We start from the raw sequence: 13,732 nt of genomic DNA, 5'->3' as shown, positions 1-13,732 counted from the left end.
CATCAGAACCCCACGGAGTCCCCATGTTCAATCCGAGCCGCGATGAAGTCCGGCAATTCTTCTGCACCACCTGGCAAAAGCAGCGCAGCGGCAGCATTCTCACGCCGCTCGAGACCATGGCCGCCGACTGGATCCAAGCCCATCCCGAGTATCACGACGCGCTGTCCGACACCGAAGACGCCAACGAGCGCGACTACTCACCCGAGGCCGGGCAGACCAACCCGTTCCTGCATCTGTCGATGCACCTGGCGATCAGCGAGCAGGTCTCGATCGACCAGCCGCCGGGCATTCGTGCCGCCTACGAGAAACTGAGCCAACGGCTCGATTCGCCCCATGAGGCGCAGCACCGCATCATGGAGTGCCTGGGACAAACGCTCTGGGAAGCCCAACGCAGCGGCCAGCCGCCCGACTCGGACGCCTACCTGCAGCGTATCGAGCAGCAAGCGTCGCGCTGAGCGCTGACGACGACGGTCCCCCTGAGGGTCACCGTCGTGCCTGATGCCGATGCCGGATATCGCGGCCGGACCGCTTACTTCTTCGTGACGAGATCGCCGGGCAGCGATTCGACATAGGCCGAAATATCACGCAACTCCTGCGAGGTGAACGGACGCGGCTTGCCGTCCTTACCGACCGTGGCGGGATTGGACATGACCTGCGTCTTCATGATCGCATTGCTGCGACCGTAAATCAGGCTGGTTTCGTTCTGATACGCCCGCAGCGCGTTATAAACGTAGTCTGCGTACTGACCAGCCAGCTTCGGGTACTCGGGGCTGATCGGCGCGTTCAGATTGGCGCCGTGGCAGCTCACGCACATGCCTTTCTCGACGAGCGCGCGTCCATTGGCGACGTTGCCGGCGGCAAACGCCGAGCCGACCCCACCCGCGAGCACGGCGCCGAGCGCCAGGGATGCCGCCGCTGCGGCCTTTACCATCGAATGCTTCATCGTGTTCTCCTCAGCCACGCACGTTTTACTTCTGGGGATTGACCGGCGTCGACGCCGTCTGCGCCGCGTAGTAGGCGGCAATGTCGACGATGTCCTGCTCGGTCAACGTGGCTGCGATGCCATGCATCGTCTGGAACTTGCGGTCGCCCTTGGCGTACTCCTTCAGGGCGTTTTCAAGGTACTTCGCATTCTGTCCGCCGAGCCGGGGCACGTGATAGACCTCGGGAAACGCGGTGCGATAGTCGGGAATGCCGTGACAGCCAATACACATGGCGACCTTGTCCTTCGCCGCGTCGAGATTGGGCTTGAGATCGGCCGCATGCGCCGCGCCGAGCGACATGAACGACGTGCTGCCGAGCGCCAGCGCCATCATCGTGAGGAACTTTTTCATGGTCTTCTTGGGAACGTTTTTGGTTGGAATACCGGCCCGCAACACGCAGGGCGACGGCCCGACTCCAAGGCCACCGTCCTGTGAAAAAAGCAATCGATTGTAACCCACAGCCTTCGGTCCGCAAACTCGGGGCTGACCCGCACAGTTCTCCGAAGTTTTCCCGCAAGCCTTTGATGTCACAGCCAATTTCCACTGCCCGAGCGAGCCGTATGCGCAATGTCTTATACTGAACTTTTTCCCTGCCCGGCCGGTAGGCCGGCTGTTTGCGGACGGCTCAGACAATGCGCTTCGAAGGCTCTTCCCAGTACGTCGCGACCGACGACCTCAAGCTCGCCGTGAACGCGGCGGCCACGCTGCAACGACCGCTGCTCATCAAGGGCGAACCCGGCACCGGCAAGACAATGCTCGCGGAGGAAGTCGCCGCCGCGCTCGACATGCCGCTGCTGCAATGGCACGTGAAGTCCACCACCAAGGCCCAGCAAGGCCTTTACGAATACGACGCCGTCTCGCGACTGCGCGATTCGCAGCTGGGCGACGAGCGGGTGCGCGATATCGCCAACTACATCGTCAAGGGCGTGCTCTGGCAGGCCTTCGAGGCCGACCAGCCCGTCGTGCTGCTGATCGACGAAATCGACAAGGCCGACATCGAATTCCCCAACGATCTGCTGCGCGAACTCGACCGCATGGAGTTCTATGTGTACGAGACGCGCCAGCTCGTAAAGGCACGCCACCGCCCGCTGGTCATCATCACGTCGAACAACGAAAAGGAGCTGCCCGACGCTTTCCTGCGCCGCTGCTTCTTCCACTACATCAAGTTCCCCGAGCCGTCGACGATGCAGTCGATCATCGACGTGCATTTCCCGAACATTCGCCGCGAGCTGGTGAACGCCGCGATGGCGACCTTCTTCGAGGTACGCGATATTCCCGGACTCAAGAAGAAGCCGTCGACCTCGGAGCTGATCGACTGGCTCAAGCTGCTGATGGCCGAGGAGATCGGCCCGGAAGCACTGCGCAGCGCCGACAACAAGCTCGCAATTCCGCCGCTGGCCGGCGCCCTGCTCAAGAACGAACAGGACATGCACCTGTTCGAGCGCCTCGTTTTCATGAATCGCGCCAATCGGTAAGCGCGCCGCCGTTATGCTGATCGACTTCTTCTATACCTTGCGCGCGGCGAAGCTGCCGGTCTCGGTCAAGGAATACCTGACGCTGCTCGAAGCGCTGCAGCGTCAGGTCATCGCGCCCTCGCTCGACGAGTTCTACTATCTGGCGCGTCTATCGCTCATCAAGGACGAGAAGCACTACGACAAGTTCGATCAGGCCTTCGGTGCGTACTTCAAAGGCGTGCAACACATCGTCGACGCCTCGGGCGAGGTGCCGCTCGAATGGCTCAAGAAGCGCATGCAACGCGAATTGTCGCCGGAAGACAAGGCGCGCATTCAGGCTTTGGGGGGGATCGACAAGCTCATGGAGCGCCTGAAGCAACTGTTCGACGAGCAGAAAGGCCGCCACGAAGGCGGCAACAAGTGGATCGGCACCGGCGGCACCTCGCCGTTCGGCAATGGCGGCTTCAACCCCGAAGGCATCCGCATCGGCGGCGAGAGCAACGGCAATCGCACGGCGGTGAAGGTATGGGACCAGCGCACTTACCGCGACTACGACGACGCCGTCGAACTCGGCACGCGCAACATCAAGGTGGCGTTGCGGCGTCTGCGCAAGTTCGCGCGCGAGGGAGCCGCGGAGGAGCTGGACCTCGACGACACCATTCGCTCGACGGCGGCCAACGCCGGCTGGCTCGACCTGAAGCTCGTGCCGGAGCGTCATAACAACGTGAAGGTGTTGATGCTGCTCGACGTGGGCGGTTCGATGGACGACCACATCGCGCGTACCGAAGAGCTGTTCTCCGCGGCGAAGTCCGAATTCAAGCATCTCGAGTTCTACTACTTCCACAACTGCGTCTACGATTATTTGTGGCGGCAGAACCGACGCCGCCACAACGAACGCTTCGACACATGGGACGTGCTGCGCAAATACCCGCCCGACTACAAACTGATCTTCGTGGGCGACGCGACGATGAGTCCTTACGAAGTGCTGCAGGCGGGCGGCTCGGTCGAGTACAACAACGCGGAAGCCGGGGCGGTGTGGCTACGCCGCTTCATCGACCGCTACCCGCGTCACGCCTGGCTCAATCCGGAGCCCGAGGCGATATGGCAATATCGCCAGTCGATCTCGGTCATTCGTCAGCTATTCGCGGGCCGCATGTATCCGATCACGCTCGCCGGACTGGAGTCGGCCATGCGCGCGCTGAGCAAGTAAGGCTCGCCGCCCGGCGTCGCAGGGCGCGGCAAGGCAACGCACCAACAACGTAACAAGAACCCAGAGACCGCTTCCCATCATGACGTCCAGCACGACTCCCCTGCCACCGCTCCGGCCGTTGGCGGACACGTCGCCGTCGGCCATCGTCGCCGGCTTCGTTGCCATGATGACGGGCTACACCAGCTCGCTCGTCCTGATGTTCCAGGCCGGACAGGCCGCCCATCTCACCCCCGCGCAGATTTCGTCGTGGATCTGGGCGCTCTCCATCGGCATGGGCGTGACGACCATCGGGCTATCGCTGCGCTATCGCACGCCGGTGGTCGTGGCGTGGTCCACGCCGGGCGCCGCGCTGCTGATTACTTCGCTACCGGGCGTGCCCTATGGCGAGGCCATCGGCGCGTTCATCGTCTGCAATGCCCTCATCGCCCTGTGTGGGCTGACCGGGGGCTTCGAGACGATCATGCGCCGCGTACCGCCAGCGCTGGCGTCTGCGCTGCTCGCGGGGATCCTGTTTCGCATCGGGCTGGAGATCTTCGTCGCGGCGCAGCACCAGACGGCGCTCGTGCTTGCGATGTTCTTCACGTATCTCGTCGTCAAACGGTTTGCGTCGCGTTACGCCATTCTGCTGGCGCTGATCGTAGGCACTTCGGTCGCGGGCGGCGCAGGCTTGCTCGATTTCAGCCACTTCCACATCGCGCTTGCGAAGCCCGTGTGGACTACGCCCTCGTTCTCGCTGTCGGCCACGATCAGCATCGCGATCCCGTTGTTCGTGGTGGCGATGGCCTCGCAAAATGTGCCCGGGCTCGCCGTGCTGCGTGCCGACGGTTACACCGTGCCGGCCTCTCCCCTCATTTCGACGACGGGGATCGCCTCGGTGCTGCTCGCGCCGTTCGGCTCGCACGGTATCCATCTGGCGGCCATCACGGCAGCCATCTGCACCGGACGCGAAGCCCACGAGGACCCGGCCAAGCGTTACACGGCCGCCGTATGGTCCGGCGCGTTCTATCTGATCGCGGGCACGTTCGGGGCGACCATCGCCGCCTTGTTCGCGGCGTTTCCGAAGGCCCTCGTGGTCTCGATTGCCGCGCTCGCCCTGTTCGGCTCGATCATGAACGGCCTGGCCAACGCCATGCACGACATGCGCCAGCGCGAAGCGGCGCTCATCACGTTCATGGTGACGGCGTCGGGCCTGACGCTGTTGTCCATCGGCTCGGCGTTCTGGGGCCTGATCGCAGGCGTGCTGACGCTGACGATCCTGCAATGGCGGCGCCCGTGAGCGTTGTGTGAAGCGGCGCGGGCCGGAGTGATACCATTCGGCCCGCAACATTTTTCGAACGCAACGTAACCGCAGGAGCCGCACCCCCATGGCAATGATCGAACCGACCCCGGTCTTCAAGGACAACCTCGCACAGATGGCCGCCGTCGGCAGCATCGAGGGCATCGCGCGCATTGCGCTACGCGACGGCACGGGCGCAGTCGTGGCGACCATCGAGAACGCACCGGGCAAGCAAGGCTCGCTCGCCGTGTACCACTATCTGAAGCAGGCCTTTGGCACGCTTGACGCCAAAGCGGCCGAGCACGGGCTGGCGGTCTTCGGCGAACACACGGCGGATGCGCGCAATCGTCCGGGCGCGCACCCGAACGTCGACCGCCTGCTGGCGATCGTGGCCGGTGGCGAGGCGCTGAGCATCGAGGAAGTCGCAGCCTGAGAAGGCCACGTCCGTCGCACCCAATGAAAAGCCAGCCTCGCGGCTGGCTTTTTTACATCCACGACAGGCATCGCCGCGCCGAGATGCGCAGAGGTGCGCCGACGCTCTGACGTCAGATCGTCAGCACCGGACCACCGTCGCCGTTGGCCGAGCGAAGCTGCTTGACCCAACGCTTGGCCGGCAGGCCCGTGGCGGCTTCCACCACCTTCGCGCGGGCTTCCACATCCTTCCACTCCACCGAGAGCAGCGGACCGTTGAAGGCCAGCACGATCACGTTGCCGTCGTGCACTTCAGGGAATTCGATCACGCGATTATCGAAAGCTTGACGCAGGCGACGGATGTTCTTCGGATAGCTGTCGTGATCGCCGAACAGATTCGTCGTCAGCATGCCGGGTGCGCTCAGCGTGGCGCGGCAGGCCTTGTAGAACGCGGGCGTGTCATGCACCGGGCCACGTGCGGTCGCATCGTAGAGATCGACTTGCAACACGTCGACCGTGCCATGCCTCGCCGGGTCGGTGACGAAATCCCAGGCATCCGCTTCCAGCACCTTCAATCGGCGCGAGTCATCCGGCAGGCTGAACATGGTGCGCGCCGCCACGACCACGGCCGGGTTCAACTCCACGGCGGTGACCTGTGTACGCGGGAACTGGCGATGCGAGAACTTGGTGAGCGACCCAGTGCCGAGACCCAGTTGCACCACGTGCTTGGGCGCACGCATGAACAGCAGCCATGCCATCATCTGTTGCGCGTATTCCAGCTCGATCCGGTCAGGCTTGGACAGACGCATTGCCCCTTGCACCCACGGGGTGCCAAAGTGCAGGTAACGCACGCCCCCCATTTCGGAAAACGTCACCGGCGCGAAACGCGGCTTGTACGCGGGACGGGAGGAACGGACGGTGCGCTCGTCGCTGACGAATGCTTCGGCTTCGATGGATTTGCGTTTGATGAGGGTCATGTGTCCTTCAATGAAACTCGGGAGATTCCGATGGGAACGCATTGTACCGGGTTCGCTTCCCGCCCCGTCGAGACGCCGCAACGCACGCGTCGCGATGACGCATCCGGCACAAGATCAGTGCCCCGGGCAGGATCCGCCGCACCATTTCGCTGCGCCGCGACGCCCAGGGCCGCTGCAATGAGCGATGGCATGGATATTGCAAAAGACACGCACAGGCCAACGGCGGCCTGAAAACAAACTGGCAAGTCGCGATGACATGCTCCGAAAAGGAGCGTCCCGGGCAATGGCGCCCCGAAGCGAGATGACCACGCACCGGGCAACCGGTTCGCAGGCATCTCGCTTCGGGGCGCTTTTGCTTTGCCGCTCAGCACGGCGCGCCTCTGCGTCGACACTCTCTGTAAGGCATGGCATGAACGCTTTTTCTACGCAATCAACCGAGGCCGAAGTGTCCGCCGAAACCCTCGGCACATTGATCAACCTCTCCGGCAGGCAGCGCATGCTGTCGCAACGGATCATCCTTCAGTTGTTGCTCGCTTCGCGTGGGGACACGGCCGCGCTCGATATCGCACGCCAGTGTCTGTCGATGTTCGAGTCGGCGCATTCGGATCTCGCGACGGGCAATGAGCGTTTCCCTGGCGCGTTCTCCAGCGCCTTGCAGCAGCTTTATTTCGGCAGTCCGCGCGCCGACGCTCGTATCCGTGATTTCATCGCCCAGGTCAGCGCCGTGATAGACGCCCCTTTGGCGGACACCCATCGGCAAGCGTCATCCCTCGATGCCCTGGTCGCACAGGCCACCCCGCTACTTGACCTGCTACAGACCGTCACCCAGGCCTATCAGGAGGAAATGCACCGTTGCGAAGTTGCCGTGCGCAAACGCCAGACCGACCTCGTGGAGCGCCTCAGCGGTATTTCGATGCAAGCCAACATCGTTGCGCTCAATGCGCGCATCTCGGCGGCTCGGGCGGGGGAGCATGGCAGGGAGTTTGCGGTGATCACGCAGGTGCTTGCTGACATCATCAAGGAGATGGATCAGTTGATCCGCAACGTCGTCGGCTCGAACGACAAGTCCAAAGGTTCAGCCAGGGTTTGATGCGCCGACACCCGTGGATCGCTACGAATCGCGCCTCGCACAGTTGCGTGCAGCCACGCGCGGGCATGACCGAGCTACCCCGGACGCGCCGCTCGACAGGCCGTCACGCGGTCAATGCCTGCCACATGCGCAGCTTTTCTGCGTAGGCCAATGTGTAGGCCGGGCTGCTGGAGGGCAGCATCACGATCCGGTACCGATCCGCGTGGTGTGCGAGCGCTTTCATGCCCAGCCGGGCCGCCGTGCCGCCATTGAATGCGATCACCTCGAGATCCGGCAGCGTCTCGATGAGCCCGATCAGGTCGTTGCCCGTATGGTCGCGGATATTGCTGTCGAGGCTGCCGTTGCGCCGGGCCTCGGCGACTACGTCCCACAACCCGATGCGATGGGCGAGCAGCGCCTGCAGCTTCGCATCGTAGGCGAGCGACGGCAGGTCGACGCGGATCGTATCGCCCACCAGATGCCAGAAGCGATTCTGTGGATGCGCGTAATACTGCTGATGCGCGAGCGAGACGTCGCCGGGCAGGCTGCCGAGAATCAGCACGCGCGTTTGCGCGTCCACCACCGGCGGAATGTTGCGTTTGCGCTCAGGGATGAGGTCCGTCGTCATGACACGCATCCGTCGTGAGCCAGCGCACCGTGCGTCGCTTCCAAACGCCGCCAGAAACGCGGCAGAAACGCTTCGGTGACAAGCAACGGCGCGCCACGGCGTACGAAGACCGACCGACGCGCCCACAACCGCGCACGTGGGTTCGCACCGACGAGCGGGTCGCGCGCATCATGACGCGCACGGCCGTGCAACAGATGACGCGGCGCAAGCGGGCACGACACCAGCATTGACCGCGTGACGGTGGGATCGTGATAGAGCAGATCGGCCAGCGGTCGCGTACGCAAGCGACGCATAGCCTGCCAGATCGAGCGGCTATAGGCGAGCGGCGTGACGCTGTGCGCCACGACCACTGGCTCGCCGTCGACCAGCAGGATGACATCGCGGGCCCACATCGGCGTGCGCAATGGCACACCGATGGCGCGGCATTGGTCCGCGTCGGCGGGCATCACTCGCTCCGCCACGACGCGCACGCTCACGCGCCCCAGGGTCGACAGATGACGCGTGAGCGCGCCGCCCCGGGTAAGCCAATCTTTATGACGACGCGAAAGCGCCGGCGCCGGGACAGCCTGCCAGCGCCGCCCCCCCACATCAAATCGGAAAGTCATGGCTCGGCATTATAAAGGCGCAATGCGACGGCGCACCGCCCACACGTCACGCAGCGGCGGCATTGGAGCCGGTCTGCGGACACCGGCCCGCCACCCTTGATCCGCCGCCCCGTAACGCTCGCACCCAAAAACAAAAAGGCCCCCGCGACATATCGACGCGGGGGCCCATCGGCAACACCATGGTCAGCGCTGCGCGGTCTGCACTGGCGCGCTCACTGCGCGGCGAGCAGCAACGCGTTCGTACGCTTCACATACGCCGCCGGGTCTTCCAGGCTGCCGCCTTCGGCCAGCAGCGCCTGATCGAACAGCAGTTGCGCCCAGTCCGCCAGATCAGCACGCTCTGCCGTCAGACGCTGGATCAACGCATGCTCCGGGTTGATTTCGAGAATCGGACGGAATTCCGGCATCTTCTGCCCCGCCGCCTTCATCAAGCGCTGGAGCGTGCCGCTCATGTCGTTCTCATCCGACACCAGGCACGACGGCGAATCGGTCAGACGGAACGTCACACGCACGTCCTTGGCCTTGTCGCCGAGCACTTCCTTCATCTTCTCGATGAGCGGCTTGAGGTCGCCGCTGGTCTTCTCCTGGGCAGCCTTTTCCCTCGCATCTTCCAGCGCGCCCAGATCCAGATCGCCACGCGCCACGCTCACGAGCGCCTTGCCGTCGAAGTCGTGCACGTACGAGAGCATCCACTCGTCGACGCGATCGGTCAGCAGCAACACTTCCACGCCCTTCTTGCGGAATACTTCCAGGTGCGGACTATGGCTTGCCGCCACCCAGCTCTCGGCCGTGACGTAGTAAATCTTGTCCTGACCGTCCTTCATGCGGCCGATGTAGTCGGCCAGCGACACGTTCTGCTCGGCCGAATCGTTGTGCGTGCTAGCAAAGCGCAACAGCTTGGCAATGCGCTCGCGATTCGCCTGATCCTCGCCCGTGCCTTCCTTGAGCACCTGCCCGAACGCGCCCCAGAACTGCGTGTACTTGTCCTTCTGGTTCTCGGCCAGATCTTCCAGCAGTCCCAACACACGCTTTGCGCAGCCTTCGCGGATCGCCTTCACATCGCGGCTTTCCTGCAGGATTTCACGCGACACATTGAGCGGCAGATCGGCGGAGTCGACCACCCCGCGCACGAAGCGCAGGTAGTTCGGCAGCAGTTGTTCCGCGTCGTCCATGATGAACACGCGCTTGACGTACAACTTCAGCCCGCCCTGCGAATTGCGATCCCAGAGATCGTACGGCGCATGGCCCGGCACGTACAGCAGTTGCGTATATTCGCTGCGCCCTTCGACGCGGTTGTGCGTCCATGCCAGCGGCGCCTGCATATCGTGCGCGATGTGCTGATAGAACTGCGTGTACTGCTCGTCCGTGATCTCGCTCTTGCTGCGGGTCCACAGCGCGCTCGCCTGGTTGACGGTCTCGTCGGACTCGGCGGGCACCATCGCCTGCTTTTCTTCGTCCCATGTTTCGCCGCGCATGACGATCGGCAGCGAGATGTGATCCGAATACTTGCGAATGATCGACTGAAGTTGCCACGACGAGAGCAGTTCGTCTTCGCCGTCGCGCAGATGCAGCGTGATGGCGGTGCCGCGCGGGGCGCGCTCGATGGTCTCGACTGTGAAGTCGCCCTCGCCCGCCGACGACCAGCGCACGCCCTCCGAAGCCGGCAGCCCGGCTCGGCGAGACTCGACCGTCATGCGATCGGCCACGATGAAGCCCGAGTAGAAGCCCACGCCGAACTGGCCGATGAGCGCGGCGTCCTTCTGCTGATCGCCCGACAGGCGCGAGAAGAACTCCTTGGTGCCGGACTTGGCGATCGTGCCGAGATGCGCGATGGCTTCCTCGCGGCTCATGCCGATGCCGTTGTCCTCGATGGTGACGGTGCGGGCGTCCTTGTCGAACGACACGCGAATCTTGAGTTCCGGATCCTGCTCGTACAGCGCGGCGTCGTTGATCGCCTCGAAGCGCAGCTTGTCGGCGGCATCCGAAGCGTTGGAGATCAGTTCGCGCAGGAAGATTTCCTTGTTGCTGTACAGCGAATGAATCATCAGTTGCAGAAGCTGTTTGACTTCTGCCTGAAAGCTCATGGTGTCTTGCGCCATGGTCGGGAATCCTCGTGAATCGGTGAGATGGATGGAATATCGACACTGACCGCCGGCCGGCGCACTTGCGCGCGCGCTGCCGGAGCGGCGGTACCCGATGAAAATAGGGACGGCGGGCCGGCATTTCAAGGCCAGCAGAAGGGTTATTTCGCGGCAGCTTGCGCGACGATACGGGAAATTACGGCAAAACCTGGCGAAGCGCCGTGCCAGTGAGACGGTCGAACCGCCACCATCGGGCTCGCGCCCACGCCCGCTCAGGCGGCCAGTTCGAGCTGCCGCGAGAGGAAGGTCAGCATGGCGGGATCGCTGGAACAGGCGATATTCATGCGCATCCAGGTACTCGGCGCCTGACGCGGCGAGAACAACGCCCCCGGCGCAAACAGGAAGCCCGCTTCGTGCCCCGCGGCGGCGACCGCGCTGGTATCGACGCCGGTGTCGACCCAGAAAAACATGCCCGACGTCGGTTCGCCGAACATGCGCAGGCCGATGCGCTCCAGACGCCGGCGCGTGGTGTCGCGCACCTCGTCGAGACGCGTACGCAAGCGCTCTACGTGACGGCGGTAATGCCCCTCGGTCAGCGCCTTGTAGACGATCCGCTCGTTGATCTCCGGCGTCGTCGAGCCCGACAGCATCTTGTGATCGACGAAGGTCTTCGCCAGCGCCGGCGAACACGCCACGAACGCCACCCGCAGGTTCGCGGCGAGCGTCTTCGAGAAGCTGCCCATGTAGATCACGCGCTTGAGCTGATCGAGACTCGCCAGTCGCGCCACCGGCTGGTGCGACGGGCACAGGTCGCAGTAGATGTCGTCTTCGAGCACCATGAAGTCGTACTGCTCGGCCAGACGCAGGATCTGGAAGGCGCGCGCCGCCGTCAGCGACGTTCCGGTCGGATTCTGCAGGATCGAATTGAGGATCAGCAACTTGGGCCGATGCTGCTGCACCAGGCGCTCCAGCGCCGGCATGTCGAGTCCGTCGGGGGTGTACGGCACGCCAATGGTGTGGGCGCCTTGCGACGCGATGCGGCCGAACATGACAAACCACGCCGGGTCCCCCACCAGCACCGTATCGCCCGCGCGCACGTACAGACGCAGCAGAAAGTCCACCGCCTGCGTAATGCCCGATGTCAACACGATCTGCTCGGGGCGCGCGCCGATTTCGAGTTCCGCGAGTTGTGTCTGAAGTTGCACGCGCAGCGGCAGGAAGCCATGCGGGTTACCGCTTTGGAGCAGATGCGCGCTCGACTGACGGCTCATCGAGCGCATGGCGGACGTCATCATGTCGGCATCGAGCCAGCTCGGCGGCAGATAGCCCATGCCCGGACCGCGCTCCGGCGCGACCGAGTGAAGCATGCTGCGCACGAGCCAGGCCACGTCGATCGGCCCCTGCGCGAGCATCGGCGCCGCCGCGTTCTGCGCGGGCATCACAGGCCGCTCGCGCACGTAAAAACCCGAGCCGCGCCGCGCCTCGAGATAGCCCTGCGCGACCAGCCGCTCGTACGCCTCGACGACGGAAAAGCGCGACACACGCTTGTCTTCCGCCAGCGAGCGAATCGACGGCATGCGCATGCCGGGCAGGAAGACTCGTTCCTCGATGCGCAGGCTCGCCCAATGCACGAGCTGATCGACAAGCGTCATGCGCGACGTGTCGAGCGCGGCGTTGTCGGCCAGCACCAGCGGGGAAATGGGGGTCGTTGTCGTCATCGTCTATCCACCTGGGCAAAGCTGACCGCCGCTTCGCGGTCAAAGTGTCTGCTGCGCGTCGGCCCGGTATTGCGGGGATTGTCCATCGGTCGCCACTCTACGCGCGCCAAATTCTCTGTCAATCCTTAACTGTACCGAAGATTACTTTGCCATCTGTACCGGTACTGTACCGGAGTTAACCGATAAAGTGTCCTCTCAACTGGAGACCGCCATGCGTGAAATCCGACTCTTCGAACTGGACCGGGAACAGACCGTCTTCTGGCAGGCCCCGGCTGCCGACCTGCCGCAATCGCTTCAAGTGCTGCAAGGTGTCCTGTGGCTGACCGTGGAAGGTGAGCCCGCCGACCATTGGCTGCACGCCGGCGAGAGTTTTGAGATTCGGGCCGGTCAGCGCGTGTGGCTGGGCACATGGCAAGACGGCGTGCGTCTGCGCGTGAGCCATCCCGCGGCCACACTCACCGCGTCTGCCGGCAAGCGCCTCGTGCGCGCCGGGTGGCGACTGGCGTGGCGCGATCTCGCCGTGCGCATGGCCAATCGGACGATGACGCGACTCTCGCGTGGATGACCCGACGAAGGAACGAGGCGGAGTAAGCTATCGATTTTGCCGCCCGAACCCGCCATGACCGCACCCCAAGCCCTGAAACTGGATCATCTCGTCGTTGCCGCGCAAACGCTGGAGGCGGGCGAAGCCCATGTCATCGAGCAGCTCGGCCTCACCGAGGTCGTACCGCAGCGCGGCGGCAAGCACGCCCGCATGGGCACGCACAACAGTTTGCTGGGACTCTGGGGTGGCGCTTACCTAGAGATCATCGCCATCGACCCGGAAGCCCCGTCGCCAGACCGGCCGCGCTGGTTCGGCCTCGACGACGAGGCCGTTCAGGCGCGCCTCGAGCGCGGCCCCTACCTCGCGCACTGGGTGGCGCGCGTGGAGCGGCCGCGCTCGCTGCCACGCTGGCAGGCGCAGTATCCGCAGCGGTTGGCGCCAGTCATGGCGATGCAGCGCGGCGCGCTGTCGTGGCGGATCGGCGTGCCCGACGACGGCAGTCTGCCCGCTTGGCAAGGCGCCGGACAAGGTCTGCTGCCGACGCTGATCCAATGGGATTCGGCGCAGCACCCGAGCGATGCGCTGCCGAGCGCCGATTGTGCCGTTACCGCGTTGCGCGGCTTCCATCCGCAGGCGGCGGCGATCCAGGCGCAATTGCAGTGGCTTGGGGCCGACGCACTCGTCAACGTCGAAGCCACGCTGGTCGAGCCGTCGCTCACCGCCGAAATCGAAACCCCCGACGGGCCGCGCACGTTGCGCTAGGCCCGCCGCACCAA

At 64.1% G+C, this 13,732-nt stretch carries 15 protein-coding genes; 8 read left to right on the top strand and 7 right to left on the bottom strand.

Features of this window, described 5'->3' with window-relative positions:
- The first annotated feature begins 23 nt into the window (after positions 1 to 23).
- Positions 24 to 455 (top strand): DUF1841 family protein, encoded by a 432-nt coding sequence (locus tag OYT13_RS08160; protein WP_017234930.1) that lies wholly within the window; start codon positions 24 to 26, stop codon positions 453 to 455.
- A gap of 74 nt (positions 456 to 529) precedes the next feature.
- Here the strand turns inward: OYT13_RS08160 and OYT13_RS08155 are convergent, their stop codons facing one another.
- The gene (locus OYT13_RS08155) at positions 530 to 943 is read right to left on the bottom strand and encodes a c-type cytochrome (protein ID WP_017234929.1); all 414 of its coding nucleotides are present in this window, start codon (positions 941 to 943) and stop codon (positions 530 to 532) included.
- Positions 944 to 968: 25 nt separating this feature from the next.
- On the bottom strand, positions 969 to 1,334 hold the full coding sequence (locus tag OYT13_RS08150; protein WP_017234928.1) for a c-type cytochrome: 366 nt from the start codon (positions 1,332 to 1,334) through the stop codon (positions 969 to 971).
- Positions 1,335 to 1,615: 281 nt separating this feature from the next.
- Here OYT13_RS08150 and OYT13_RS08145 point away from each other — a divergent pair, with 281 nt between their 5' ends.
- The 4 genes from OYT13_RS08145 (at position 1,616) to OYT13_RS08130 (ending at position 5,356) form a co-directional block, all read left to right on the top strand.
- Positions 1,616 to 2,458, top strand: coding sequence for an AAA family ATPase (locus OYT13_RS08145; RefSeq protein WP_130025543.1), 843 nt, complete (start codon positions 1,616 to 1,618; stop codon positions 2,456 to 2,458).
- A gap of 13 nt (positions 2,459 to 2,471) precedes the next feature.
- Positions 2,472 to 3,647 carry a vWA domain-containing protein gene (locus OYT13_RS08140; protein ID WP_150563072.1) on the top strand — a complete coding sequence of 392 codons (1,176 nt, stop codon included), beginning with the start codon at positions 2,472 to 2,474 and terminating at the stop codon, positions 3,645 to 3,647.
- A 79-nt stretch (positions 3,648 to 3,726) separates the two neighbouring features.
- Positions 3,727 to 4,923, top strand: a complete 1,197-nt coding sequence (locus OYT13_RS08135; protein WP_017234925.1) for a benzoate/H(+) symporter BenE family transporter — start codon at positions 3,727 to 3,729, stop codon at positions 4,921 to 4,923.
- 94 nt (positions 4,924 to 5,017) lie between these two features.
- A complete protein-coding gene (locus OYT13_RS08130; protein ID WP_026132143.1) occupies positions 5,018 to 5,356 on the top strand; it encodes a DUF2322 family protein in 339 nt (112 codons plus the stop codon).
- A gap of 112 nt (positions 5,357 to 5,468) precedes the next feature.
- On the opposite strand, the gene OYT13_RS08125 is transcribed toward OYT13_RS08130, so the two are convergent.
- On the bottom strand, positions 5,469 to 6,311 hold the full coding sequence (locus OYT13_RS08125; RefSeq protein ID WP_017234923.1) for a hypothetical protein: 843 nt from the start codon (positions 6,309 to 6,311) through the stop codon (positions 5,469 to 5,471).
- A gap of 409 nt (positions 6,312 to 6,720) precedes the next feature.
- On the opposite strand from OYT13_RS08125, the gene OYT13_RS08120 reads away from it, so the two are divergent.
- Positions 6,721 to 7,401: a methyl-accepting chemotaxis protein gene (locus OYT13_RS08120; protein ID WP_017234922.1), complete on the top strand. Its 681-nt coding sequence runs from the start codon at positions 6,721 to 6,723 to the stop codon at positions 7,399 to 7,401.
- Between the two features lie 103 nt (positions 7,402 to 7,504).
- On the opposite strand, the gene OYT13_RS08115 is transcribed toward OYT13_RS08120, so the two are convergent.
- The 4 genes from OYT13_RS08115 to OYT13_RS08100 all read right to left on the bottom strand — a co-directional run bounded on the left by OYT13_RS08115 (position 7,505) and on the right by OYT13_RS08100 (position 12,412).
- Complete coding sequence (locus OYT13_RS08115) at positions 7,505 to 8,017, bottom strand: DNA-deoxyinosine glycosylase (RefSeq protein WP_268567576.1); 513 nt, start codon at positions 8,015 to 8,017, stop codon at positions 7,505 to 7,507.
- On the bottom strand, positions 8,005 to 8,613 hold the full coding sequence (locus tag OYT13_RS08110) for a chorismate--pyruvate lyase family protein (RefSeq protein WP_017234920.1): 609 nt from the start codon (positions 8,611 to 8,613) through the stop codon (positions 8,005 to 8,007). The genes OYT13_RS08115 and OYT13_RS08110 overlap by 13 nt, the downstream gene beginning before the upstream one ends.
- A 212-nt stretch (positions 8,614 to 8,825) precedes the next feature.
- Positions 8,826 to 10,712 (bottom strand): molecular chaperone HtpG, encoded by a 1,887-nt coding sequence (htpG, locus tag OYT13_RS08105; RefSeq protein WP_017234919.1) that lies wholly within the window; start codon positions 10,710 to 10,712, stop codon positions 8,826 to 8,828.
- Between the two features lie 254 nt (positions 10,713 to 10,966).
- Positions 10,967 to 12,412, bottom strand: coding sequence for an aminotransferase-like domain-containing protein (locus OYT13_RS08100; protein WP_017234918.1), 1,446 nt, complete (start codon positions 12,410 to 12,412; stop codon positions 10,967 to 10,969).
- Positions 12,413 to 12,623: 211 nt separating this feature from the next.
- Here OYT13_RS08100 and OYT13_RS08095 point away from each other — a divergent pair, with 211 nt between their 5' ends.
- Complete coding sequence (locus OYT13_RS08095) at positions 12,624 to 12,977, top strand: DUF2917 domain-containing protein (RefSeq protein ID WP_017234917.1); 354 nt, start codon at positions 12,624 to 12,626, stop codon at positions 12,975 to 12,977.
- 54 nt (positions 12,978 to 13,031) lie between these two features.
- On the top strand, positions 13,032 to 13,718 hold the full coding sequence (locus OYT13_RS08090) for a VOC family protein (protein ID WP_268567575.1): 687 nt from the start codon (positions 13,032 to 13,034) through the stop codon (positions 13,716 to 13,718).
- Positions 13,719 to 13,732 lie beyond the last annotated feature (14 nt).

It is taken from the genome of Pandoraea sp. XJJ-1 (genome assembly GCF_026802345.1).
In the GTDB taxonomy this organism is placed as follows: domain Bacteria; phylum Pseudomonadota; class Gammaproteobacteria; order Burkholderiales; family Burkholderiaceae; genus Pandoraea; species Pandoraea cepalis.
The sequence above is the reverse complement of the archived record's forward strand: the minus strand, read 5'-3'. Positions and strand labels throughout refer to the sequence as shown.